The organism is Vibrio sp. GJ43-1 (assembly GCF_055808835.1).
Genome location: NZ_CM147884.1, coordinates 2,402,521 through 2,427,725, shown reverse-complemented (window position 1 = coordinate 2,427,725; position 25,205 = coordinate 2,402,521). Strand labels below are relative to the sequence as shown.

The following is a 25,205-nucleotide window of genomic DNA, read 5'->3' as shown; positions in this document are numbered from 1 at the left end:
TATGGTAGGCATTGTAGTCGTATCGCATAGTCGCCTATTAGCTGAAGGGGTGGCCGAACTGGCCACTCAAATGACGCAGGGTAAGGCTAATCTCGCGATCGCAGCTGGGATCGATGATCCTGAAAATCCAATTGGTACCGATGCCATCGCAGTCATGAGTGCAATTGAAGAAGTGTGTGACGAGAGTGGTGCCGTTGTGCTAATGGACCTCGGTAGCGCACTACTCAGTACAGAAATGGCGCTAGAGTTACTAGATGATGAGATTCGTAACAAAGTTGTATTGGTTTCCGCTCCTATTGTTGAAGGAACAATGGCGGCATCTGTAGCGGCGGCGGCTGGGCTGCCGATTGATGCGGTTATCGCAGAAGCAAGCAGTGCGCTAGATGTGAAAAAAGAACACCTAGGTGAAGAGATAATAGCCGTTGAAGCAGTTGGGGCTCCTGACTGCATCGTGACTGATACTCACGCGTTAACCTTTAAGTGGCTTGTGAAAAACCCTCACGGTATTCATGCCCGACCCGCCGCGGCCATTGTAGGTTGTGTTGCCCCATTCTCTTGTGATGTTCAGTTAGAGAAAGCAGGGCAACAAGTGAGTGCAAAGAGCCTTAACAGTATTGCTAAACTTGGTGTGCGATGCGGTGACGAAATCACCTTTTACGCCAGTGGCGCAGAGGCGCAACGAGCATTAGATGCGTTTGTTGTTCTGGCGAATCAACATTTTGGTGAAGCAGAGCAAGTCGAAAAAGGGATCGATAACAGTAATGAGTCTGGCGAGGAGCCAATCATCGACACTGATATCGAAGGGGCACTGGCAGGTATCAGTGTGAACGGCGGCATTGTGACCGCACCAGCGATTATCTTCATCCAGGAAATGCCCAATGTTCCAAATCGCGATTTTGTTAACGCCGAGCAAGAAGTTATCAAGGTTGAACGAGCAATTTCAGAGGTTAATCAGCACCTTGAAGCTCAGGCTAAATTGCCGCACGGTGACATTTTTGCTGCCCACGCTATGATGCTTGCCGACCCAGAAATTGCGATGCAAGTTGAGGCAAAAATCGCAGCTGAAGTCATTGCTGAGCAAGCTTGGTTAGAGGTCATGACGGCGTTAGCTGCTCAGTATCAGGCTGCTGACAGTCAGTACATGCGTGAGCGTGAAGCGGATGTCTATGACATCTGCCGCCAGGTGATGATCGTTTTAATCGGTGAAAAGCCTAAAGCGATTACCATCAACGAACCTAGCGTGCTTCTTGCTCGAGATTTGATGCCTTCTGATGTGGCAGGTCTGGATAAGTCGAAAGTGGTGGCGATCTGTTTAAGTGAGGGTGGGAAAACCTCTCACAGTGCAATCCTTGCTCGTGCTATGGGTATTCCAGCCGTTGTCAAAGTGCAAGGTTGCCTGGAGCAGGTAAAAGCGGGCGATGAAATAACCATTGATGGCTTTAGTGGCTTACTTTGGTTTGCGCCGTCAAAGGCGGTGCAAGAAGAGCTTAATGGCAAACGATATGAATGGTTAGCGGCCCAAGAGTTGGCATTGCAACATGCACAAACCAAAGCTGTGACACAAGATGGTATTGAGATTCAAGCTCTTGCCAATATCGGTGGACCTGAAGATATAGAATCGGCGCTTGAAAATGGAGCTGAAGGTGTAGGGCTGTTTCGCACAGAGTTCTTGTTTCAAGACAAAGCCGAACTGCCGACAGAAGAAGAGCAATATGCGGTTTACACACAAATTGCTCGTGCGTTTGGCGACAATCCAATCACGATTCGAAGCCTAGATGTTGGCGGTGACAAGCCTTTGGCAGCATACCCTATGCCTGAAGAGGAAAACCCGTTCTTAGGTCAACGCGGTGTTCGCCTCTGCCTAAAGCATGAAGCGTTGTTTGCAACTCAATTGAGAGCGCTCATTAGAGCTCATGCAGCACAGCCGAACATCCAATTGATGATTCCAATGATTGCGACTGTCGCGGAAGTTCGGGCGGTAAAAGCGTTAATTGCAAAACAGTGTAAAGCGTTAGGAGTCGAGCAAGCGGGGCTATCCGTTGGTATCATGATTGAAGTTCCTGCGGCAGTATTTAATGCCGATGCATTGGCGGCGGAAGTGGATTTCTTCTCTATTGGTACGAATGATCTGACTCAATATGTGATGGCGGCAGACCGAGGGAATACCGAGGTGTCTGAGTTGGTCAACTATTTTGAGCCAGCGGTACTAAAGGCGATTGAATTGACGATACAGTCAGCCAATAAAGCGGGTATTTCAGTCAGCATGTGCGGAGAAATGGCGGGGGACGTCAAAGCGACTCAGTTGTTGATGGAACTTGGCCTTCGTAAGTTCAGTGCCAGCTCAACCTTGCTGCCAGCGTTGAAGCAAACCGTTCGTGCGCTTGAAGCTGTTAGTGCCTAGTGCCTAGAGCAACTTGGCAATGAGAAAAGCCCAAACTTTTTCAGTTTGGGCTTTTTTATTGATGCCATTGTTGTTGAGTGAAACGCGAAACGACAAGTCTCATCACTTGCCTTATCGTTATACAACGGGAGATTAATCGCCTTTTTCTTTGGTCCCTACCGTGCAATGGACCCCTCGTTGAATGAAATACTCCGCGATCTGGTTGACCCGTGTTTGAAAGGTTTGACGTTCAAACTTCAGATCCTTCATTGGATAGGTGAGCCCTAATGAATGATATTTTTCCTCGCCAAGGCGCATAAAGCTTAGAAGTTGCAGCGTTTTCACTTTTCCATTCAATTCATTGACGATGAAATCAGCAGTGGCCTCCATATTGTCATCGTCATCGTTTATCGATGGAATGACTGGGATCCTTAAAATGACCTCTTTATCGAATTGAGACAGGGCTTTTAAGTTGTTGAGTATCTTTCGATTATCGACCCCTGTGTGCTGTTTATGACGTTGACTGTCCATTAACTTGATATCGGAAATAAACAGGTCGGTAAAAGGCAGTAGTTTTTCAATTCGATTCCAATTGGCGAAGAAGCTCGATTCGACACAGGTATGGATGCCTTCTTGTTTACAGAGCTTAAAGAGCTCTAACACAAAGTTACTTTGTAATAGAGGCTCGCCGCCTGAAACGGTCACGCCACCTCCAGAACGTTGATAAAACCCTTTGTCTTTTCGGATCAGTCGCATACATTCATCAATGGACATGGATTGCCCCCATTGTTTGATGGCTTCTGAAGGGCATTCGTCCGCACAAGCAAGGCATGACGAGCATTGGTCTCGAGCTACTTTTTGAACGCTGGCATCGGAAAAGATAAGCGCATTAGGGGAAGGACAGACATCAAGACATGAACCACAGTGCTGGCTGGTGATGCATTTGTTATGAAAAACACCGACTTCGGTGCGTCGGTTAAAGCTCTCGGGGTTTCCACACCAATCACAGCGCAGCGGACATCCTTTGAGAAAAAACTCAGTGCGAATACCCGGACCATCGTGCAGGGTAAATCGTTGTACGTTTAGAACGGTTGCTAGGTTTGACACAAATAACCTCGGTATCGTGGGTAGGTGGGCGCAAAGCACCCACCTCATTGACACTATTAGTGTGTGTTGACTAGAACCTAAGTTCTGTTCGCTGAATTAAGTCGTCTTGCAGTGGTTTGCCAAGTTCGACGAAGTAAGCGCTGTATCCCGCGACACGAACCAACATATCTCGATAAAGTTCAGGGTTCTTTTGCGCTGATTTCATTTTCTCAGAGCTCATGATGTTGAACTGAACGTGCATGCCTTGTTTGGATATGTATTCGTCAATAAAGCTGCCAAGTATGTCTCTCCCCTCAATGCCTGATACCGCATCTTCAGGGAATCTGAGGTTGAGTAGCGTGCCGTTAGTCGCGAGACTGTGATCAACTTTGGTCACAGAATTCACGATTGCGGTCGGGCCGTGAATATCATGAGAGCCTCCAGCGGTATGAACTGGTCCCATGTTGTCAGAGATAGGCTCTTTGTTTTTACGGCCATCAAGCGTGGCATTGGTATAAAGTCCCATCCCTACATTGGCATTTACGGTATACACCCCTGGGCTAAATTTACCGCCTCGTGGGTTCTCTCGTCCTTTGATATGGCGACAGTAGCACTCAAACATAAACGCAAATAGCGCGTCCGCTTCATCAATATCGTTGCCATAATGAGGGATCTTCGAGCTATTGATGAGCGCGTACAGCTTTTCGTAGCCCACCCAGTTATGTTTAACCGCATCGAGAAGTTGGGCAGCCAGGTGTACTTCTTATCGTCAAAAACTAACTTTTTAATTGTGGCTAATGAATCGGCGCAGGTCGCGATTCCAGCCGCTTGTGGCGCCGTACCATTGTATTTCGCACCTCCAGCGGTCATATCGCGCCCTGACTCAATGCAGCCTTCGAAGAACGCTGAAATGTAGGGGGTTGGTTTGATCATTCGATGGATTTTGTCAGTGACGTTTAGACAGCTACACAACTGATCACACCAATACGCGAACTGCTTGTCGACACTGGCCAATACCTCATCAAATGTCTTGTAGGTTTCCAAGCTGCCAGTATCGGGCCCCAACTGCATACCTGCATTTGGGCCCGAAAGAATGCGGCCGCCATTGATGACCATTTCCATCATTTTTGCGGTGTTGACATACCCCGCGTCAAGCCAACCGTGCTCTTTACCGGGAATGGTAGGTTCAACACAACCGACCACGGCATAATCACGAGCTTCTTGTAATGTGACACCTTTTCCCTGCATGGCTTTAATTGCTGGACCGTCATTGAAGAGCTTAGGGTGTCCGTAACCAGCACGGATACACTCGATGGTCTTGATTTTTAGCTCGTAAGGCGTGTTTTCATGCATCCTCAAACAAACCCAGGGATTCATCATTCTGGTATGCGCGGAAGCTTCTAGCATTAGCATGGTTAGGTCATTGGTGGCGTCTTGCCCGGCTTCGTCAACGCCGCCTATGGTAAGACTTTCTCCGCCAAAACCACGCCCATTACGCACTTTCACCGTGCCTTTGTCTTTTAACTTCGTTGGGTTGTTCATTTTGACATAAAGCACTTCAATCAATTCGAGAATGAAGGCTTTTGGCACACCACGTTCGTTGATGTCTTTTTGATAAAAGGGCAATAACCACTGATCCATACGACCATAAGAAATGGAATGACCATTGCCTTCAATTTGAGTGAGTGTGACTGCAAAGTTAAATAGCTGGACCGCCTGCCAAAAGCTCTTTGGAACACCTCCGGAAATCTGATAGCAGTTCGTTGACATCGTTTCTAGTTCTTGTTTTCTTATAGGGTCGGACTCTTCTTTAGCCAACGTGTTGGCAAGACTTGCATAACGCGAAATGTACGTTTTTGCTGCTTCAAGCGTGATAATGGTTGCTTTGTAGTAATCTCTCTTGTCACAGAAGTCAGGGTCTTGTTTTGATAATTTGGAAAATGACGTTCTTGTCTGCTCTAAGATCCCATCGTAGCCCAGCGTCATAAGCTTTTTGAAATCCATGGCAAAGTGACCGATGCCAGCAAAATGATAGTTGTTGGTTTGAAATACTTTCTCTCCCATATGGGAGCCTTTCTTTTGGTCTTCATCCAAATGTGCAGTGATGATTTCGTTGGCACTTTTCCCTTTCCAATACGCACATAACTCGAGGATTTCGGCTCGATCCTCATCATTGCGAATATAGAACTGGTCGTTACTGCGCTCCTCAAACGGGGCATGCGTGATCTCGTCAATGATCCAGTCCGCTGAAAACTCGGGATAGATCGGAGAGGCCTTAGCGGGCGCCGCGATCTCACCCGCGATTAAGTCTTGTTCGTAAATGTATAAGGTACTGTGATGAAGAATGTTTTCAAACGCGTAGGCGCACTGGAGTATACGAGGTACTGCTTCGTATCTTTTATACGCTTCAGTGACCAACCGAAGCCTTTCAACGTCAATATCGTAGGATCGATTGAGGAAGGTTTGTCGTAAATAATTGACACGAGGGTAGGGAGACCAGTCTTCATGTCCAACCTTGTAGCCCAAACCATAGATCTTATCGAACTCGTCGACTCCTTTTGCCAGAGTATGAGCGCTCGCCTTTATGCTAAATATGCTTTCATTTCCTGCTTGGAAGTTCTCCATTGTTTACCTCTCAAATTTTAAAGCGTTAATAATGTATGAAAATGATGAAATTCTTGGAGTCGTTTGTTGGTTACCCGTTTCGATAGAAAAGCGGATACTTTGGTCAAATTGAGCCAAGGGCGACCAGATTGACGACGGCTTTCTTGCTGGTTATCTAAGCTTTTGCTGACTATCTAAGTGGAATGGTCCAAATTAACCGCCTATGGGAGGGTCTTACGTTAGGACAATATCTAAAATTGGTAAGTGAGCTAGGTGCAAATCATATTGTTTTGTGTTTGTATGAATACTTACATTATACGAAGGGTTTTAAGTATATCTGAGAAAAATATCACAAGTGTGAAAGTAAATTTACATAAAACAACAAAATGTGACATGTATAATGGTTATTTAATCTGTGGAGTTTATAGTGTGCTTAACCTTCTTCCGCTAAGTAATAGGACATATGGACACCACTTTACTATTCGTTTCGCTGATCATTGCATTGGCTGGCTTTACTCAAGGATTGACGGGGTTTGGTTCGGCACTTGTGTCAGTACCACTACTCTCTTTTATCGTTGGCGCGCAAACTGCTGTGCCAATTGCTGGGATTTTTGGCTGGTTAGTCACGCTACCGATCGTGTGGAAAATGCGTCATTCTATCCAAAGACAAACAGGGCTAATTCTTTTTGCTGGTTCTGTGCCTGCATCTTTTGTTGGCGCAAAACTGTTGGCCACTATGCCTTCTCATTACATTCTTTTAACGATGGGAGTGGTGCTAGTTGCTTCTAGCTTACATTCATTGCTCTCCACTAAACCTTTGTTTAAGAAGACATCTATTCCAGTGACGGTGGGAGCGGGTTTCACTTCTGGCGTTTTGGGGGCAAGCGTAGGTGAGTCAGGTCCTCCCGTTATCGCATATACGTCAATGCAGCCGTGGACGGCTGATCAGACGAAATCAACATTAGCGTTTTTCTTTATGTTGCAAATGATTGGTGCCAATGTCAGTTTTTGGAATGAAGGGCTGATCACCGCAGAAGTTTTGTCGTTGGTGATGTCTGCAATGCCTGCGTTTATCATTGGTTTAACGGGCGGCATGATTGGCTATCACTTTCTGCATAAATACAAAATTGATTACCATCGAATTGTTCATATTTTCTTGTTAGTGATTGGTTGTATGCTGGTGGTAAAAAATGTTCATTTTTAACAAGTGTTGCTATGTAGGTATTGACTTGGAAAATCTAAGGGACTTATCTGAGTGAACTCATTCTTCATTGAATACCTACACGCAAAAAAGCGCCCATTGGGCGCTTTTTATCATAAGTTCAGTACGTCGTGTTAGTACTGATCGCTAAGTGACTTACTTGGTTTTTTCGCTGCTTTTGCCGCTTTAGCATAGCTAGGCGTTTTGGCTACTTTGCGCTTAGATGGCGCTTTTTTCGCTGCTGGCTTCGCCATTTTCTTTTCAATCTCAGCTTTTGCTTTTACAAAACGCTCTGGAAGGATTTGCGTGGCAAATACGTCTTCTACTGTTTCAGCACGTTTGATTAGCTCAGCTTCGCCGTCTTTAACCAGTACCGTTGCAGGGCGTGGCAGTGAGTTGAACTGGCTTGCTTGAGACTCTGCGTAGTGACCCACATCCATGATAGCCAGTACGTCATTTGGTACCAGCTTAGGCATGCGTGCGCCGCTTTCCCAGATTGATGGGATGCAGATAGGGCCTGCGATTTCAGTGGTTCTATCAACAAGCGGTTGTGTCATCTTGTTCGCTGGAAGCACTGGGTTCTTAGACTCTTGAGATTCCACTAGCGTTGCTAGGTAAGTCGACGCGTCTACCATGGTGTACGTGTAGTCCATCTCTTGGTCATCTTTCACCACGTAGACAGACGTTAGCAGTGTACCGATGTTACCAGCGATGTAACGGCCAGGTTCTAACCACAGTTGTGGGACTTCAAAGCCTTCTTTGTTGAACTCTTCAAGCATACTCGGCACAGACGATTTTCGCGTAGTCTTCGATAGTGTTTGAGTTCATCATGTGCTCTTTGCTACGACACTCTGGCTCACGCTCACGTGGCCAACCGCCGCCTAGGTCACATTGGAAAGGTTGCACGCCACACTCACGAGAGATCTCAATGATGTTACGTGCGTATTCACGGTAAAGCGCATCCCAACCTTCAGGTTGCTTAGAGAAACGACCTAGGTGAGTGTGGAAACCGTAGAATTCAAATACATCGATTTCTTTCACGCGGTTAACAATCTTCTTCGCTTCTTCTTTAAGAAGGCCGAATTTAATCCATTTCATCGCGCCGATGAAGTTAGGGAACGGGTATGCGTCTGGTTCGAAGTCGTTGAAGAAATCTTCTGGGATAACTTTTAGACGAACGGCGATGCGAACTTTTTCAGTTGGCTTCACTTCGCGAGCGATACGCTCAACGATTTCAATTTCTTCATAAGAATCTAGGTGAACCGCGTAGCCGTATTCAATTGCTTTACGGATAGCAAGCTCAGGCTTAACCGTACCGTTAAGTGCAATCGTTTTTGGGTCGGCACCAGCGTAGTGAGTCGCTTCCACTTCACCAGGACCAAAACAGTCACCGCCTACGCCTTCTTCGTTACAAATAGCACGAACCGCGAAGTTAGTGTTTGATTTGATAGCAAACATAACGTTTACTAAGCTTTGGCCAGTAGTTGCCGAAAGCGTTCTTAACACGACGTAGGTTGTTACGCAGTGTGTCTTCGCTTAGTACGAATAGCGGGCTACCGTATTGCTCGATAAGATCAGAGGCTTTGCAACCGCCGATGTATAAGTCGTCGCCTTGAGTGCTTAGCTCGTCAGTAGGAGTAAGAATATTTTCGAGGCGTTCAGCATAGTTTTGGTTCGCTTTATGCTCGTCCAACAGTTGTTGCTGAGTCTCTAAAATAGTGCTCAGTTGCTTTACAGATTCTTCTAAAAGCGCATGATTTTTCATATTCGTTCCTCACGAGATCGTTTCAATTGGTAGGCATGCTGTTTGTAAGCATTGCTTGATGACCACTAGTTTATCTGGCGGCTAAAAACTCAACACGTCACTCAGGGTCAATTAATCTTACGCTTGGTGTTAACGCTATGAATAATCGCTGTTTTATTGTTCTGGACACCAAAATGATTGAGTAGCGGCACCCTAGGTGACAGCAAAGCGCTAGGGTTATTTACGTAACTTACATCGCCCTTCAAATAGACGCTACCGGGCAGGTCAGTGAGGTAAGGTGCTGATCTTTAGATACACATTGAATTTGCGAAGGGGGAGTCAAGTAACATGCTTGATAAAGTTCGGGTTCTTGGTCAAATAAGCTGACGCCCAGTGACAGTGTTCTGGTGAATAATCAGGTTAGATTATAGCCGTTTGAGAAGACGCTGTGAGTCCGACGACGCTTTCCCCTGTAGGCCGAGTCCGACTAAATAAAATCTCAGCGAATAAGTTGAAGAGAGATAAAACTATTTCTGGCTCTTCGAAGTACCCAATTTTACGAGGTCATCATCATGTCTTTTGATATCAATAACGCTAAAGGTGTATTCGCGACAGTGGACGCTGCGATTGAAGCAACCCACAAAGCTCAACAAGAGTTTTATGTGAACTCTACGAAAGAAGATCGCGAAGCCATTATTGTTGCTATTCGTGGCGCAGTGTTAGCGCGTGCAGAAGACTTCGCGAAGATGGTACGTGAAGAGACGAAATTAGGCCGCGTTGAAGACAAAATCGCTAAGCATCACCTAACGGCGATGAAAACGCCTGGTACTGAAATTTTAGATACAGAAGTATGGTCGGGCGACAACGGCATCTCTTTGGGTGAGCGCGCACCATACGGTGTGATTGGCGCAGTAACGCCAGTGACTAACCCAACAGAAACCATTGTGAATAACGCTATCTCTATGTTAGCGGGTGGTAACGCAGTGACGTTTAACGTTCACCCTTCTTCTAAAGTGGTGTCTGCGGTCATGATTGACATGCTAAACACGGCGATCGTTGAAGCGGGCGGCCCAGAAAACCTTATCACTATGGTGAAAGAGCCAACGCTAGAAACACTAAACGAAATCGCTAAATCACCGCTTATCAACATGTTGGTTGGCACGGGTGGTCCGGGTCTTGTTAAAGCTATCCTACAATCGGGTAAGAAAGGTATTGGCGCTGGCGCAGGTAACCCACCTGTCATTGTCGACGCTTCTGCTAACCTAGACCTTGCTGCTGCTGGCGTATACGGTGGCGCATCGTTTGATAACAACTTATTGTGTATCGGTGAGAAAGAAGTCTTTGTTGAAGAGTCTGTGGCGGATGCATTCTTAGACAAGCTAGAAGAAGTTGGCGCTTACGTTCTATCAGCAGAAGAAGCAGAGAAGCTAACCGAGCAAATTCTAACGCTTGATGAATTTGAAGGCGCTAAGCCTTGTACTGCGCATGAAATCGCACGCGTGTGGCACCCGGTGAAGCAGCATGTTGGTCAAGACGCTGGCGACATCCTGAAGTCTATTGGTGTTGAATCGGATACTCGTCTTGCGGTTATGCTTGTTGAGAATGATCACCCACTTGTACACGTTGAGCAAATGATGCCAGTACTGCCAGTGGTTATCTGTAAAGATATCGATGAAGCGGTTGAGCGCGCTGTCGCTGCAGAGCGTGGTAACAAGCATTCTTCTTGCATCTACTCAGGTAACATTGACAACGTGACTAAGTTTGGTCGCGCGGTTAACACCACTATCTTTGCGCACAATGGCCCAACACTCTCTGGTGTGGGTTACAACGCAGAAGGCACGTCAACGTTCACGATAGCAGGCCCAACAGGTGAAGGCATCACCAATGCGCTGTCTTACACGCGTGCTCGTCGTTTTGCTATCGCTCAAGGCGGTCTACGTATCGTTTAATGGTTCGATTTACCGTTTTAAAAAAGACGCCTTTTGGCGTCTTTTTTTGTGCCTAAAAGTGGTCTGTTTGGAAGAGCAATCTGCGCAGAGGCTGTCATATCAGAGTCTGATTATGCCGTATCCAACAGTGATGACATGCTGACCTTAGATAGCAATGCATAAGGCAATAAGGTGAATATCATGCAAAATAAACTTAACGAAACAACGGCAACCGATATTTGGGTTGGCTCTGAGTGGGGCGTGCTCAAGGAAGTGATCATTGGTCGGGTTGATCAGCTCGCATACCCGACAATTAGTAAAGCGTTGGCTGCCCGTATGGGGATATTCAATAAGCCAGATCGCGATAAGATTCTGGCTAACGCAGGAAAGCCGTACGCCGAAGCCGATCCCGTGCGCTTTAAGAAAATTCTAAAAGAAGTCGAAGACTGGGTTAATCTGCTTGAAGGTCGCGGTATTAAGGTGCATCGACCAAGGCTACTAACAGCAGAAGAATTACAATATAAAGAGCCCGGTGTTGGGGCGCTGTTTGTCAAAGACCCTCTCTCTGTTGTCGGCAAGGTGGTGATAGAAGGGGCTAATCGTTTTCCTATGCGCCATAAAGATGTGTTTACTTATCGTCATATTCTTAACGAGCGTATTAGCGGCACTGACGCCAAATGGGTAACCATACCAACCCCTCAAACGGACACCCATTGCGTAGAAGGTGGCAAAGGCCCATTTTTGACAGGTGGTGATGTGTTTGTCATGGGGAACAACAACGTGTTGCTTGGTTATAATGGTGTCGATTCGAATATGCTAGGGCTGCAATGGGCGGCTGATCTATTGAGTTCAGAAGGGTGGACGGTACATTTTGTTGAATACAGCCCGGAAGTGATGCACTTAGATTGCTGTCTCTCTTTACCTAGAGAAGGGTTAGCGTTGGTGTGTCGTGATGCTTTTCCAAATGGTCTACCGGAACTGATTAAAGATTGGGATATCGTGGACTGCACGTTAGAAGAAGCACGCATAGATGCCTGTAATGGTTTGCCGCTTGGCGAAGGTGTTTACGCGATGTCACCAGAGTTTGCCCATATTGGTAAGCAGTTAGAAGCCAAAGGTATTGAAGTCCTTTACTCGGATATGACGGAAACCAACCACGCGACTGGTGGTGGTATGCGTTGCAGCCACGCTGCGTTGGTGAGAGAGGACTAGCCAACGGAATCTCATGGTTAATGGTGTCGCTACTGGTCATAGTGAGCTGATATATCATGAGCCATATTTTGATAAAAATATGATAAGTACATAGAGTTAGACAGGGTATAGAAAAAAAGGTTAGCCTATTGATAGGCTAACCTTTTTTGTTTTTAGCTCGCTTGATAACAGTGAAGACATAGCCATGATATTTATCTTCGCGCTTACATATCATGGGGCGATAGTCTGGTTAGGCTTCGTTTCGCTTGCGGCTCACCAAATGGTTAGAGGCCGCCGCCGCAAGCAAAGCGCCACCAATAACGAGTGTTTGGTAATAGGCAGGTACCAGCGTTAGCATACCGACAGTCAGCGTCATGATGATCAGCGCGCCTACAAACGAACGTAATACCTTTCCTTCGCCGCCACTAAAAGCGGTGCCACCAATGAGAACCACCAAAATGGCCGTCAGCTCCATGCCATCGCCAGACAGTGGATCACCTAAAGACATGAAACTAGAACGTGCAATCCCAGCAAGTGCGGCCGTTGCCCCTACTATGGCGTATAAGCTAAACACCACAAGCCCGGTTTTAATGCCAGAAAGCTTAGCCGCGGTTGGGTTACCACCTGTTGCCGCCGCGTACTTGCCAAGTAATGAGCGGTTTTGCAGGATGATTAATAACGCGGTGACGCCCACGGCAACCCAAAATGCCATCGGCAGACCAAGTAATACAGCATCACGACCATAGTCGTTGAACCATGCTGGCATTTTTAAGTCGCCTATTGATTTGATGGCGGACACCCCATCTTGTACTAACAGTAACGCTATGCCTTTGTACAAACTGAGCGTAATCAGTGTGGCAATCACTGGGGTGATATTAAACTTCACCACCAATAAGCCATTAAATGCCCCCAGTAATACGCCACAAAAAACAGTAATGGAAAATGCCGCCCAAAAAGGCACGCCATTAATGGCCAGTAGCGCGTAGATAACCGCAGTGAGGCCCATGGTGCTGCCAACCGATAAATCGATATAACCCGAGACCATAAGTAACGTAAATGCGCCAGCCAAGACTAAAATGGGCGCAGACACACGCAGAATATTGATGACATTTTTCTTATAGAGAAAGTTGCCACGTTCAAACAACGCATATTGTTCTAGGTTGATGCTACTTAAGAAAATAACGATCGCCGCCAGTACAAAATAGATATAGTAATTGGCAATAAATTTAACCAGTTGTCCACTAAACGTGGGCGCCATACTCAGTGATTTAGTTGAATCAGACATAACCCTCACCTTCCTTATTTATTTCTGAGGGACAGCGCCCATGTTTGCGCGGTGATCGCTAGAAATACCGCGACCGCTTTAAGAATGAATTGCCAATCTGGCGAGAGTGTTAACCCGGTCGCTGCCGAGGTCACCACGGCTAAAATAATAGCGCCGAAGAACATGCCAATAACCGAGCCGAATCCACCTGCTATCGCTATTCCGCCAAGTAGTGCAATCACTAATGCATCAAATTCCATTAAAAGCCCTCGATTAGAAAAGCCAGATTTGAATTCTGAAGACAATAAAACGCCTACAATGCCTGCGATCAACGCGCTAAACAGATACAAGTAAGTGATGTGTTTAGCGTTATCGATGCCAGACAGCTTTGCCGCTTCTGGGTTGGCGCCAATCCAGTAGGTGATGCGACCAAAGACGGTCTTGCGCTCAATAAAGATTGCGACGAAGAAGAGTATTAACATGAATAACACAGGGAACTGCATAGAGGTATCGAACACTTTTAGATTGCCCAGCACACCAAATTCTTCGGGAAGGTTAGTATTACGTTGCGAGCCTTGGGTGATGACTTGTGCGATACCGCGTGCGACCATCATTGTGCCTAAGGTGACAATGATTGACGGGATGCGGAACTTCACCACAAACAGCGCATTGAGTCCGCCGATGGCGAGTGCCCCTAGTAGTGCCCCGACAATGGCCATCCAATAGGGTAAGCCAAGCCCGGTTGATAGCGCAGAGCCGCCACCAATGGCTTGTGCAAACCAAACCGATAGTACTCCTGAAAGTGCCACAATACCGCCAACGGAGAGGTCAAAGTTGCCCGAAACAAGCAAGAAAGAAACGCCAACCCCAAGCGATATGACCGCCCAGTTATTGGTGATTAAATTCAACATGTTTTGAACTTGGAAGAAGTTAGGTACAAAAGCAGAGGCCACTAAAAAGAGTCCGATAGCGACAAAGGCAACCAGTAAGGTAATGTACATTTGGTCGCTTGTCCGTCGATATTCGACGGGAGAGGGATTACGCTTAACCGACGTGTTCATTATACTGCCTCCTCAAGGCCACCCGTGGCGGCATTCAAAATATAGTTTGTGTCTACATTGGGTCCGTTTTGAATCTCTGAAACCAGCGCGCCATCGTAGAGCAAGAAAATCCGGTCACACACGCCAAGGATCTCTTCAAGCTCTGTGGAAAATACTGCGACCGAATTGCCTTCGTCGGCTAAGTTTTTGACTAAATCATAAATTTCTTTCTTGGCACCAACGTCAACACCGCGTGTAGGCTCGTCGAGCAGTAGTAACTTGGCTTGAGAAAAAAGACATTTGGCGATCACGACTTTTTGTTGGTTGCCGCCGGACAGTTTTTCAGTATGTTTTTCGATAGAGCTGGTCGCGATAGACAGCTTCTCAACATAGTCCATGGCGGCGTTGAGCTCATCGTTTTCTCTAAATACGCCAAAATCGGACATTCGCGGTAAGTTCATCACCGGAATATTTTCGCGAATGGTTAAGTTGGTGAATAGACCTTGCGTTCGGCGTTCTTCGGGTACTAACGCAATACCTGCGGCAATGGCTTCTTTTGGTGAGTTGCCGACGTCTTTTCCGTTGAGACGAATGGTGCCAGATACTTTATCGGCACCAAAAATTGCGCGGGCAATTTCTGTTTTGCCAGCGCCAACTAGCCCATAAAATCCGACGATTTCCCCTTTTTTAATATCAAACGACACATTTTTCAGTCGATGATTATTGAGGCGTTGCGCCGCTAAAAATACGTCATTGGTAATGGCGTCACGAGGAGAAGTAATCATGCATGATGCTACGACCGATCATCATATCAATCAGCTCGGCTCGTCCTTTGACTTCAGGCATCGGCTTTGTCGCGATGTGTTTGCCATCGCGCATCACCGTTACTTGATCACCCAAGGCGAGAATCTCATCGAGTTTGTGAGAAATGTAAATCACTGTCACGCTTTGCTCTTGCAGACGTCGAATAACAGTAAATAGCCTTTCGACTTCTCTTTCAGAAAGAGCAGCGGTGGGCTCATCCATAATAATAACGTTGGCACCCGATGACGCGGCGCGTGCGATTTCGATGATCTGTTTTTGCGCCACACCCAAGGTTGATACGCGCGCATAGGGATCAATGGAAGGTTCGATAGTGGCAAGTGTATCGATGACTCGGTGCTCAAGATCGGATTTAATGAGGAAACCAAATCGACTTTGTTCCATGCCTAACGTCAGATTCTCAAGCACCGTTAGTTCGTCTACCACATGCAGCTCTTGAAATAGGGTCGCAATGCCAGATTCACGTGCAGATTGAGTACCCGTTGGCTTGTAATCTCGGCCATTGACTTTCATCGTACCCTGAGTGGGTTGTATGGCACCTGTTATCATTTTGACTAACGTTGATTTACCAAGCACCATTTTCGCCAATTAAACAATGAACGGTACTTCGCTCAATGGAAAAGCTAACGTCATTCACCGCCCTCACACCGGGGTAGTCTTTAATAAGCCCTTCAATAGACAGAGCGGGTGTTGAATTGTGACTATTCAAGATGATCTCTCCTTCAGTTGCTTCCCGTTCTTACTGCTTGCTTAAAGACAAGGCAGATGAAGTCGGTCTTTCCTTAACACTGAGATTTTGAATATATGAAAAGAACCAAGGCCGACCGTTCTACGACCGACCTTGGGTGAAGTTTAGTTGCTAAATTGAGCGTCAAGCCATTGTTCTGCATCAGGTTTTGGCATTGACCAATATGAGATGGTATACGCCTTGTAGAAGAACTCCTGCGCTTCAGCTTGAGTGGGTTTAACTTTCTTATTGATGACGTCCATCACCAAGTCGATACGACCGCGAGCGGTTTCAATGGGTGGTAGCCCCATAGACACTTTTAGGCTCGATTCTGGATCGTAGATTTGACCAAACTCAACCGAGTCAAAATCCACACTCGCCACAATCTCAGTAACCGAACTTACCATCTTTAAACTTACCGCGACCGAGTTGTGATAAGCCAGCCATTGTGCCTACTGTTAAGTTAGACGCTTCGGAGTAAATGAGGTTAACTTCTGGTTGTTGAGTTAGAAGGTCAACTACGATTTGTTTGGCCGCTTCTTGACCGCCACTGGCATCTAGAGCCCCTAAGTTTTTCGCGGTAGGATCCACCGATAACACACCTTCGGCAAATGGATTTGTTCGACCTGAGCTGACTTCTGTGTGGTTAGGCCAACCGAGTTGAACCATGACAATAGGCTTATCCGGGTTAGCTTGTTTCCACGCTTTTGCCATTTGCGCGCCCATATCAAACGACACCGTTGCTTCATCACTACGTGCCGTTGGAATGCCTGTCGCGGTAATTGGGCTAAAGAAAGAGGTCATTGCGATGTTCTCTTCTAGAGCTTCTTCCACGCCTGGCGTTGCGGCTTCGCCATCCCAAATATGTAAAGAGGCGCCATCAAACGCACCCGCTGCGACTTGGTCGACGTTTTGCGTCATCACGGCAGAATCGGCTTTACCATCGAAGATGACCACTTCTGCACCATACTTCTCTTTTGCATAACGTTTGGCTTCCGTCGCTTGAGATTGGTGAAAAACATTCGACAAGTCGGAAACGAAAAATGCGATTCGTTCATTCGCTTGTGTTGTGGCAGCTAGGCTTGAAGCGACAATAATACTCGTAGTAATAAGTCCCTTATTAAATATCTTTTTCAAAGTCACTGACTTCATAATTTTCTCCATTTTTTATTGGGTATTCACTCGTCGTCTTAGGAGCAACTGCTGCTTTGCTTTGGAAAAACACCTTTGGCTTTAGCAAGCTATGTTTTGTCTTTTATCAGCAGTAAGCAGCACAACACGTTGTTCTTGATGATGTGAATTATCTTTCAGACTGTTGAAATATATTTCACGTGTTAAAAGGTAGTGAACAAAATGTAATACGGTCAATCCCATATCGATACAATACGTATCATTTTGGTTGTTATTTGTGATCTTCCGCACTTAAATCATCAAAACGATACGTTTGGTATCATTTTAACTTGTAAAAGTTGTTTTCTATGATTACTTTTTACTCAGATGAAATAAATTTCACATTCCGTTAACTAAGATTCTCTAGATATTAGGGTTCTCTAGATATTAAGGTTCTCCAGATACTAAGAATCTCTAGATAAAGAGCCGTCAAAGTTAGGGTGTGAGGTGTTACTCAAGATGAGATGACGTTATTAAAGACGCGATAGAGTTAATGATGAAGTCAATAAAGATAGGGATATGACGATGAACGAACGTGACGACATATTAAGACAAACTGCAAAGGTTCTGACACTGCGTTATATGGAAAATCGCAGTCAATCAGATATTGCAAAGCAGCTTGGGTTGTCCACGGCAAAAGTGAATCGAGTCATAAAACAGGCCCATGATGACGGCTTGGTTGAAATTACCTTAAAACTTCCTCAGGAACGAACGCACACCCTTGAGCAGCGTTTAATTGAACATTTCCGTATTAAGACGGCGGTGATTCAACCGAGTCTTAGCCAAGATGATGAAGTCGTGACACGCCAAGTGGCACAGGCGGCGGGGGAATTACTGATCGAAACCATTAAACCAGATAGCGTTATTTGCATTAGTGCAGGCAAAACCATGGCGCAGATTGTCGATCAAATAAAACCGATGAGTTTCCCAAAAGTTCGCGTTGTACGCAAGCAGCAGGGGGATTCAGGGTCATCACTTCACCGATGTGAATTATCTTGCGAGCAAACTTGCAGAAAAGCTGGGAGGAACCAGTACTCAGTTACACGCTCCACTGTTTGTTGATACCGACGAGCAGCGAACCATCTTAATGGAGATGCGTAGCGTAAAGGAAGTACTCGATTTAGCACGTAGCGCTGATATTGCTTTAGTCGGTATAGGGTCGGTGGCCAGTGAAAGTGACAGTTATTATGATTTACGATCGCTCAGTGGCCATGAAACAGAGCTAATGATCAGTGCGCAATGTAAAGGTGAAGTGTTAGCGCATCTTTATGATGTGCACGGAGATAAATGCGCAGAGCATATTAATCAAAAATTGATTGGTCTTAATTTACAAGAGCTTAGCAATATTGAGCACAGTTTTGGTGTGGCGGCTACGCGATCTAAAGTGTCGGCTGTGTTGGCGGCTTTAAGAGGCGGGCTGATTAATGGACTGGTCTCAGATGAAGACACGGTCGCCAGTGTTTTAGAACAAGCAGAATAGGGAATGAACATGCAAACAAGAGAAATTGGTCAGTCAGGAATTGAAGCCTCCGTCATCGGTTTAGGAACGTGGGCAATGGGCGGTTGGATGTGGGGAGGGACGGATGAAAAAGCCTCTATCGATGCCATTCACGCTTCATTAGATAATGGGGTTTCCCTGATTGATACGGCAGCTAAACTTATGGGTTAGGGGTGTCTGAAGAATTGGTGGGTAAAGCCATTAAAGGGCGACGAGACCAAGTGGTCCTAGCGACGAAGTGTGGGCTGGTATGGCACACCAATAAGGGGAATCATTTCTTTGATGAAAATGGCAAGCCTGTCCATCGCTACCTCGGCGCGGATGCCATTCAACATGAAGTTGAACAGAGCCTAAAACGTCTTCAAACCGACTATCTCGATTTGTACATTACGCATTGGCAGGATCCAACCACGCCAGTTGAAGAAACCATGGAGGCATTACTCGCGCTAAAAAAGCTAAGCAAAATCCGCGCGATTGGCATCAGTAACGCCAATCAAATCGATCTAGAGCAATATCAACACAGTGGTGTGGTGGATGCGGTTCAGGAAAAATACAACTTGATTGAGCGTCAGTTGGAAAAAACGCTATTGCCGAGCACTATTCAGAGCAACGTCTCTTGCCTGAGTTATTCTTCTCTCGCCATGGGCTTACTGAGCGGAAAGGTCACACCAGAGCGTCTATTTGCCATAGTGATGACCAACGTATTACTGACCCTATGTTTACCGTCGAAAATCGTCGTTGGGTACAAAAATTTTGTCAGTCTATCGAGCCGATCGCCCGCCAAAAAAATGTCAGTGTCGCACAGCTCGTGATTGCAGCAACATTGCAGCAACCGGGCATTACTTATGCGTTGTGTGGCGCGCGTAATGCTGCACAAGCGATTGAAAATGCGGCAGCAGGCAGCGTGGTGTTATCCCAAGAGGAAATAAAATTCATTGATGCCAAATCTCATGAGTTTTTTGGTGAATTGGAATTGGCGTAGTAAGGCTATGTTATAGCGCTGGTTCTATATGGTGCTGATGTTAAAACGCGGGCTTTATTGAGTGGATGTCACAGAGCAAGGTTCAAGGTATAGGGACAAGGAAGCATGGACGCAAAAACCGTTGGCAGGGAGCAACAATGAAGAGTAGCGCAGAAGCCTTTAGGCAATTAACCGATAACGATGAGTTTGAAGTCGTCGTGATTGGCGGTGGAATTAATGGTATCAGTGTATTTCGTGAGCTTGCGCTGCAGGGCGTAAAAGTTTTATTGGTAGAAAAGGATGACTTTTGCTCCAAGGCCAGTGCGGCACCGTCGCGGATGATTCACGGGGGATTACGCTATTTAGAAAATGGTGAGTTTGGTTTGGTCAAAGAAGCGTTATATGAACGAAATCGACTGCTCGACAATGCGCCACACTTTGTTGCTCCTTTGCAAACCACCATTCCTATCTATTCGACATGGTCAGGGTTGTTTGATGGGTTATTCAAGTTTCTTGGTTTAAAAGACAAGCCGTCTCAGCGTGGCTCCGTGGTGATTAAATTAGGGCTGAGTTTGTATGACTGGTTCACCAAACGTGACCAATTGATGCCCAATCACAAAATGCACTCTGCGAGATCAACGGATCAGCGCTGGCCAATGATGGCTGCTAGGGCGAAAAGCAGTGCTACGTACTTTGATGCATGGATTCGTTCACCTGAACGGTTAGCCATAGAGCTGATACAGGAGGGGGTAGAGGCTGGTGGAATCGCGTTGAACTACTGCAAGGTTGCACAGTTTGAAAACGGTGAGTTATCCGTTGAAAGCGAGAAGTTGGCGGAGTCCGTTACCATCACTACAGGGCACATCGTTAATGCCACTGGGGCTTGGGTAGATTTCACCAACGGGTTATTGGCGGCACCAAGCCAATATATGCAAGGGACGAAAGGTTCTCATATTATTGTTGATAACCCTGAACTGCTGGCAGAGCTCGATGACAATATGCTGTTTTATGAAAACAGCGAAGGTCGTGTTTGCATTTTATTCCCGTATTTTGACAAGGTCTTAGTGGGATCGACAGATATCCCCGTCAGTGACCCAGAGTCAGTGCGCTGTACGGATGAAGAAATAGATTACATCTTAGATTCCCTAAGAGGGGTTCTACCTAAGCTAACGATTAGCAAAGAGCAAATCGTCTATCAGTTTTGTGGCGTAAGACCGTTGCCGTCAGTTAACACATCCACGACAGGGCAAATTCCCCGTAGCCACTCGGTTAAAAAAGACAAGGTGGACGGCGTCCACATTCTTTCGCTGATTGGCGGGAAGTGGACAACGTTTCGCGCTTTCGGTGAAGAAGTCGCAGACGACTTACTCACATCGTTAGCAAAGCAAAGACAATGCAGCACCAAGCAAAAAGCCATTGGTGGTGGTATTGGTTACCCTGTCACCAAGGCGGCTCAGCAAGACTACATTGATGAGTTGGTCGCAAAACACCCTCAGTATTCTCGTCAACAAATTAAGACTTGGTTTCAGCGTTATGGCACTCACAGTGCGACATTACTGGCTTGGCTTGAAGGCTTCAATGATGCCGCTTTTATTTCGTTGCCATCGTATACAAAAGGCGAGATGAGTTACATCTTGGCACATGAGTCTGTCTCGACCACGTTAGATGTATTGCTACGTCGCACCTCTATTGCTATCGAAGGCCAGCTATCCCAACACAGCTTTGATGAAGTATCAGACTTTGTTGCTGACTATTTTTCTTGGCAGCAAAGTGAGCGCGATTTAGATCGAACTCGAAGTAAACAAGTGCTATTGCAGTTCCATGGTGTGACGTTAGATGTTGTCGCGCCCCCAGAAAATGCAATTGCCACCTACCGTTACGGAAAATGAACAATTACTAGATGGAGAAGAGTATGTATTTAACCAGTAAAGTCAGGATGAATCGCCTGTTTAAACAAGGACGTTGCCTAGACGTTGCTATTGATCACGGTGTCTGCAATGAGCCATCGTTTTTAGATGGACTTGAAGATATGTCATCTGTGGTTAACCAGCTCGTTGAGGCAAGACCTGATGCGATTCAGATGAATGCTGGCCAAGCCGATCTGTTGCAAAACGTAGACGGTAAAGACAAGCCTGCGTTAGTGATGCGCATTGATTTAGGTAATCCATACAATGCCGAGCGCCATCGCCATATGTGGGCGCTGTTACAAAATTCAGAGCAGCCTTTGATTCAGGCGCTTCAAATGGATGCCGCGTGCGTGGTCGTGAATCTCTTTATGCTGCCTGATGAGCCAGACTTATTTAAACAATGTGTGGCGAACATTAGCCGAGTTAAAGCGGAATGTGAGAAGTATGGGATGCCGCTTATGGTTGAGCCTTTGGTGATGCAACCCAATAGGCAAGGTCAGGCTTATATGGTGGATGGCGATTGCGAAAAAATTGTAACGCTCGTGCGTATGGCTCGCGAGTTAGGTGCCGATATTATCAAAGCGGATCCTACTGCGCAGGCGGATGATTTCCATAAAGTGGTGGAAGCGGCGCGTTGTCCGGTACTCGTTCGCGGGGGAGGTCGTGAAGATATAGAGTCTGTGTTTAGTAAAGCACGAGCACTGCTCGACCAAGGCGCTCTGGGTATGGTGTATGGACGTAATATTTATCAACACCCGAACCCAAGCCGCGTGGTTGATGCGTTGATGGCAATGATTCACAACGACGCATCCACGACAGATGCAATGAATATCTATATTGGTGATAAATAGTCAGTTTAGGAGGGGGATAAGATGTCATACGCAATAGGAATAGATTGTGGTAACACCGCGATAAAGGCGGCGCTATTTGATGAAAATGGTCATGAAATAGCGACGGTCGCGAGCAATTATCCGACTCATATCCCCAGCCCCGATTATACCGAAGCAGACATGAATGAATGTTGGCAGATCTGTGCCAACGTTATCGCCAATCTCATTGAGAAAGCACGGCATTGATAACGAACAGATTGCTGCAATAGGCACGAGTGGGCATGGCAATGGATTGTATCTACTCGATCATGAATACTCACCATTGCTTGCGATCAAATCGTTGGATAATCGCGCAGAAAAATTGGTACAAGCGCTGCAACAATCGACGTCTTTCCACGCAATTAAAACCAGAAACCGTCAAGGTGTATGGTCATCGCAAACGGCGACACTGTTACTTTGGTTAAAGCAGCATCAACCCAGCGTATATCAGCAAATTGGTCAGGTGTTATTTTGCAAAGACTTCGTTAACTATAACCTTACGGGTGAGTGTGCAACCGAATGGGGGGACATTACCGCGTCGGGCTTGTTTGATTTCGAGCGTGATGAAATTTCAGATGAATTGCTCGATTACTATGACCTTATGGATATTCGCAGCAAACTGCCAGCAATCTATGAAAGCCACCAGGTGATAGGTCAGGTCACAGATAGCGCAGCCAGTGTCACGGCACTCAAAGCGGGTACGCCTGTCATTGCCGGATTGTTTGATGTGGTCGCTTGTGCTTACGGTTGCGAGGCCAGTCAAATTGGTGCGACGTCTGTGGTGGCGGGAACGTGGAATATTAATCAGGTTGTGACGGCTTCGTTGCCTCCTGCGAATATCTTCATGGCGTGCAAGTTTTCTAAAGACCGTTATTTGGCGATTGAGTCCAGTACCTGTTCGGCCTCAAATCTAGAATGGCTGGTTGAGCGTTTCTTCTCTGATAAAAGAGCCCGTGAAGCGGAGTCGGGCACTACTATTTTCGAACAGTTTAATCGTCAGCTCGAAGACGTTGAACTGACCCATTCTCTGCCAATCTTTCATCCCTATCTATATGGGTCAACCCATCAAGATAACCAATCCGCCAATTTGTTTGGACTTAAAGGCTGGCATCAAGAGATACACATCGTTTACGCCTTTTATGAGGGGATCGTTTTTGCTCATCTTGAACATATTGAGCGCTTACGAGAGACCGGGTATCAAGTAGATCGTATTGCAATAAGTGGCGGGGCATCGAGAAGTCAGTATTGGTGTCAGCTATTTGCCGATGTGCTAGGCGTTACCGTCATCCCTGGTGGCTGCGATGAAGTGGGCGCAAAAGGGGTCGCGATGTTAGCGCTTGCGAGCGTAGCGAATACCGATAAAAGTGATAAGCGCGCTCAAGCAGATCAAGTGACTCAACGACGATTTGAGCCAAACCACAAGCGTGGCGAATTTTTTGCGGCGCGATACCGAAAATATGGCTTGCTAAGAGACGCGCTGACCTTGTTAAGCTAATCACGAGCGAATAAATAACGCTAATTCTAGTTCAACCACGATATTACGGTGGTGGGGTCATTACGCCCAGAATATGGATTTTCAAATAATGATACATATTGTATCGATATAAATTATGAGGTGAGTTATGAGTCAATCTATTGTTTTACCGAAGTTTTTGGAAGTGGGTGAGGGCGCCACGAAGCGAACAGGAGAGATTGCGCTTCAGCTTGGTTGCCAGCGAGTCATGATTGTGTCCGATCCCGTGATGAAAACGCTTGGGCAAGTCGAGCAACTTAAGTCGATAGTCAATCAAGCTGGCGTGGAGGCTGATGTGTTTACCGATACGATTCCTGAGCCGACGGAAGCGTCGATATTGCCAGCAGTCAGTAAGGTCATCGATGGTCGTTATGATGGGGTGATTGCGTTGGGTGGAGGGAGTGTTATCGACAGCGCCAAAGCCATTGCTTTGTTGGCCCAATACCAAGGGCGAATTCGTGATTACTGCGTACCTAATATCGTTACGTCTCCCATCATGCCGCTTATTGCTATTCCAACTACGGCTGGAGCCAAACTCTGAAGTAACCAAAGTGACCATTATTACCGATGAGTCTAATGATGAAAAATTGCTGTGTATGGGACCTGGCCTAATTCCTTCCGCTGCTATTATCGATTTCACTCTAACCATGACAGCCCCAGAACGCATCACGGCAGATACGGGAATTGATGCACTGACGCATGCCATTGAAGCCTATGTCAGCGGAAAATCGGGTTTGTTTACCGACCAGCAAGCGTTGTTGGCGATGAAGCTCATCGCGCCAAACTTACGTGAAGCGGTAAATAACCCAGATAACAAAAACGCAAAAGAGCAGATGATGCTCGGTGCGACATTAGCGGGTATTGCCTTCTCTAATGCCTCTGTTGCGCTGGTGCATGGTATGAGTCGTCCGATTGGCGCGCATTTTCATGTGCCTCATGGCATGAGTAACGCCATGTTATTGCCAACGGTGACCGAATATTCCATCCCTGCTGCGAAAACTCGATACGCCGAGTGTGCTCGCGCGATGGGAGTGGTTGATGCCTCAACCAATGAAGATGATGCGGTGAAGGCATTATTGAAAGAACTGAAACAAATCAACCAAGACCTGTCTGTCCCTTCGATGCGTGACTTTGGTATCGATAAACAGGAGTTTTGGTCAAATCTCGACATCATGTCCGAACAAGCATTGGCGTCCGGTTCGCCCAATAACAACCCAAGAATTCCAGATAAAGAGGCCGTTATCGAGCTATACAAAGCGGCGTGGTAACTGTTTCTATGTCCAGGTAATAGTTTCTATGT

23 protein-coding genes and 4 pseudogenes are annotated in these 25,205 nt (G+C 46.4%); 13 read left to right on the top strand and 14 right to left on the bottom strand.

What is annotated here, in order from left to right; all coding sequences use genetic code 11:
• The first annotated feature begins 1 nt into the window (after position 1).
• Complete coding sequence (gene ptsP, locus AC0L66_RS11625; RefSeq protein ID WP_473567417.1) at positions 2–2,401, top strand: phosphoenolpyruvate--protein phosphotransferase; 2,400 nt, start codon at positions 2–4, stop codon at positions 2,399–2,401.
• A 132-nt stretch (positions 2,402–2,533) separates the two neighbouring features.
• Here the strand turns inward: ptsP and hpfH are convergent, their stop codons facing one another.
• The 4 genes and pseudogenes from hpfH to hpfG all read right to left on the bottom strand — a co-directional run.
• Positions 2,534–3,487, bottom strand: a complete 954-nt coding sequence (hpfH, locus tag AC0L66_RS11620; RefSeq protein ID WP_265676895.1) for a (2S)-3-sulfopropanediol dehydratase activating enzyme — start codon at positions 3,485–3,487, stop codon at positions 2,534–2,536.
• A 70-nt stretch (positions 3,488–3,557) separates the two neighbouring features.
• Complete coding sequence (locus AC0L66_RS11615; RefSeq protein ID WP_473569239.1) at positions 3,558–4,019, bottom strand: glycine radical domain-containing protein; 462 nt, start codon at positions 4,017–4,019, stop codon at positions 3,558–3,560.
• 27 nt (positions 4,020–4,046) lie between these two features.
• Positions 4,047–4,181, bottom strand: a pseudogene (locus tag AC0L66_RS11610) (hypothetical protein); the annotation flags it as partial.
• A gap of 98 nt (positions 4,182–4,279) precedes the next feature.
• Positions 4,280–6,091 (bottom strand): annotated as a pseudogene (hpfG, locus tag AC0L66_RS11605) ((2S)-3-sulfopropanediol dehydratase); the annotation flags it as partial.
• 442 nt (positions 6,092–6,533) lie between these two features.
• On the opposite strand from hpfG, the gene AC0L66_RS11600 reads away from it, so the two are divergent.
• Positions 6,534–7,274, top strand: a complete 741-nt coding sequence (locus AC0L66_RS11600) for a sulfite exporter TauE/SafE family protein (protein WP_265676893.1) — start codon at positions 6,534–6,536, stop codon at positions 7,272–7,274.
• 131 nt (positions 7,275–7,405) lie between these two features.
• Here the strand turns inward: AC0L66_RS11600 and AC0L66_RS11595 are convergent, their stop codons facing one another.
• Genes AC0L66_RS11595 through AC0L66_RS11585 form a run of 3 tightly spaced genes read right to left on the bottom strand, consistent with a single transcriptional unit; the run spans position 7,406 to position 9,036 of the window.
• Positions 7,406–8,050 (bottom strand): hypothetical protein, encoded by a 645-nt coding sequence (locus AC0L66_RS11595; RefSeq protein ID WP_473569237.1) that lies wholly within the window; start codon positions 8,048–8,050, stop codon positions 7,406–7,408.
• Entirely contained in the window at positions 8,043–8,729 is a 687-nt protein-coding gene (locus AC0L66_RS11590; protein ID WP_473567415.1) for a hypothetical protein, read from the bottom strand. Before AC0L66_RS11590 ends, AC0L66_RS11595 begins: the two co-directional genes overlap by 8 nt.
• On the bottom strand, positions 8,704–9,036 hold the full coding sequence (locus tag AC0L66_RS11585; protein WP_473567413.1) for a hypothetical protein: 333 nt from the start codon (positions 9,034–9,036) through the stop codon (positions 8,704–8,706). The genes AC0L66_RS11590 and AC0L66_RS11585 overlap by 26 nt, the downstream gene beginning before the upstream one ends.
• A gap of 551 nt (positions 9,037–9,587) precedes the next feature.
• On the opposite strand from AC0L66_RS11585, the gene AC0L66_RS11580 reads away from it, so the two are divergent.
• A complete protein-coding gene (locus AC0L66_RS11580) occupies positions 9,588–10,964 on the top strand; it encodes an aldehyde dehydrogenase EutE (protein ID WP_265675602.1) in 1,377 nt (458 codons plus the stop codon).
• Positions 10,965–11,144: 180 nt separating this feature from the next.
• The gene (locus tag AC0L66_RS11575; protein ID WP_265675601.1) at positions 11,145–12,155 is read left to right on the top strand and encodes an arginine deiminase-related protein; all 1,011 of its coding nucleotides are present in this window, start codon (positions 11,145–11,147) and stop codon (positions 12,153–12,155) included.
• 229 nt (positions 12,156–12,384) lie between these two features.
• On the opposite strand, the gene AC0L66_RS11570 is transcribed toward AC0L66_RS11575, so the two are convergent.
• The 7 genes from AC0L66_RS11570 to AC0L66_RS11540 all read right to left on the bottom strand — a co-directional run bounded on the left by AC0L66_RS11570 (position 12,385) and on the right by AC0L66_RS11540 (position 17,139).
• Positions 12,385–13,419: an ABC transporter permease gene (locus tag AC0L66_RS11570; protein WP_265675600.1), complete on the bottom strand. Its 1,035-nt coding sequence runs from the start codon at positions 13,417–13,419 to the stop codon at positions 12,385–12,387.
• A gap of 14 nt (positions 13,420–13,433) precedes the next feature.
• Positions 13,434–14,459, bottom strand: coding sequence for an ABC transporter permease (locus tag AC0L66_RS11565; RefSeq protein WP_265675599.1), 1,026 nt, complete (start codon positions 14,457–14,459; stop codon positions 13,434–13,436).
• Positions 14,459–15,223 (bottom strand): ATP-binding cassette domain-containing protein, encoded by a 765-nt coding sequence (locus AC0L66_RS11560; RefSeq protein WP_473567410.1) that lies wholly within the window; start codon positions 15,221–15,223, stop codon positions 14,459–14,461. Before AC0L66_RS11560 ends, AC0L66_RS11565 begins: the two co-directional genes overlap by 1 nt.
• A complete protein-coding gene (locus AC0L66_RS11555) occupies positions 15,204–15,809 on the bottom strand; it encodes an ATP-binding cassette domain-containing protein (RefSeq protein WP_473567408.1) in 606 nt (201 codons plus the stop codon). Before AC0L66_RS11555 ends, AC0L66_RS11560 begins: the two co-directional genes overlap by 20 nt.
• 16 nt (positions 15,810–15,825) lie before the next feature.
• On the bottom strand, positions 15,826–15,969 hold the full coding sequence (locus tag AC0L66_RS11550) for a hypothetical protein (RefSeq protein WP_473567406.1): 144 nt from the start codon (positions 15,967–15,969) through the stop codon (positions 15,826–15,828).
• A gap of 143 nt (positions 15,970–16,112) precedes the next feature.
• A complete protein-coding gene (locus tag AC0L66_RS11545; RefSeq protein ID WP_473567404.1) occupies positions 16,113–16,394 on the bottom strand; it encodes a hypothetical protein in 282 nt (93 codons plus the stop codon).
• Positions 16,375–17,139 carry a sugar ABC transporter substrate-binding protein gene (locus AC0L66_RS11540; RefSeq protein ID WP_473567402.1) on the bottom strand — a complete coding sequence of 255 codons (765 nt, stop codon included), beginning with the start codon at positions 17,137–17,139 and terminating at the stop codon, positions 16,375–16,377. The genes AC0L66_RS11545 and AC0L66_RS11540 overlap by 20 nt, the downstream gene beginning before the upstream one ends.
• Positions 17,140–17,676: 537 nt before the next feature.
• On the opposite strand from AC0L66_RS11540, the pseudogene AC0L66_RS11535 reads away from it, so the two are divergent.
• The 9 genes and pseudogenes from AC0L66_RS11535 (at position 17,677) to AC0L66_RS11495 (ending at position 25,173) form a co-directional block, all read left to right on the top strand.
• Positions 17,677–18,637, top strand: a pseudogene (locus AC0L66_RS11535) (sugar-binding transcriptional regulator).
• Between the two features lie 9 nt (positions 18,638–18,646).
• Positions 18,647–18,826, top strand: a complete 180-nt coding sequence (locus AC0L66_RS11530; RefSeq protein WP_473567400.1) for an aldo/keto reductase — start codon at positions 18,647–18,649, stop codon at positions 18,824–18,826.
• Positions 18,827–18,828: 2 nt separating this feature from the next.
• Positions 18,829–19,467, top strand: a complete 639-nt coding sequence (locus tag AC0L66_RS11525) for an aldo/keto reductase (protein WP_473567398.1) — start codon at positions 18,829–18,831, stop codon at positions 19,465–19,467.
• Entirely contained in the window at positions 19,371–19,637 is a 267-nt protein-coding gene (locus tag AC0L66_RS11520) for an aldo/keto reductase (RefSeq protein WP_473567396.1), read from the top strand. The genes AC0L66_RS11525 and AC0L66_RS11520 overlap by 97 nt, the downstream gene beginning before the upstream one ends.
• Before the next feature lie 137 nt (positions 19,638–19,774).
• Positions 19,775–21,505 carry a glycerol-3-phosphate dehydrogenase/oxidase gene (locus tag AC0L66_RS11515; RefSeq protein ID WP_473567394.1) on the top strand — a complete coding sequence of 577 codons (1,731 nt, stop codon included), beginning with the start codon at positions 19,775–19,777 and terminating at the stop codon, positions 21,503–21,505.
• A gap of 23 nt (positions 21,506–21,528) precedes the next feature.
• Positions 21,529–22,374, top strand: coding sequence for a class I fructose-bisphosphate aldolase (locus AC0L66_RS11510; protein ID WP_265675593.1), 846 nt, complete (start codon positions 21,529–21,531; stop codon positions 22,372–22,374).
• A gap of 21 nt (positions 22,375–22,395) precedes the next feature.
• Positions 22,396–22,599 carry an FGGY family carbohydrate kinase gene (locus tag AC0L66_RS11505; protein ID WP_473567392.1) on the top strand — a complete coding sequence of 68 codons (204 nt, stop codon included), beginning with the start codon at positions 22,396–22,398 and terminating at the stop codon, positions 22,597–22,599.
• Complete coding sequence (locus tag AC0L66_RS11500; RefSeq protein ID WP_473567390.1) at positions 22,538–23,887, top strand: FGGY-family carbohydrate kinase; 1,350 nt, start codon at positions 22,538–22,540, stop codon at positions 23,885–23,887. Before AC0L66_RS11505 ends, AC0L66_RS11500 begins: the two co-directional genes overlap by 62 nt.
• Positions 23,888–24,014: 127 nt before the next feature.
• A pseudogene (locus tag AC0L66_RS11495) lies at positions 24,015–25,173 on the top strand (iron-containing alcohol dehydrogenase).
• The last annotated feature ends 32 nt before the right edge of the window (positions 25,174–25,205 follow it).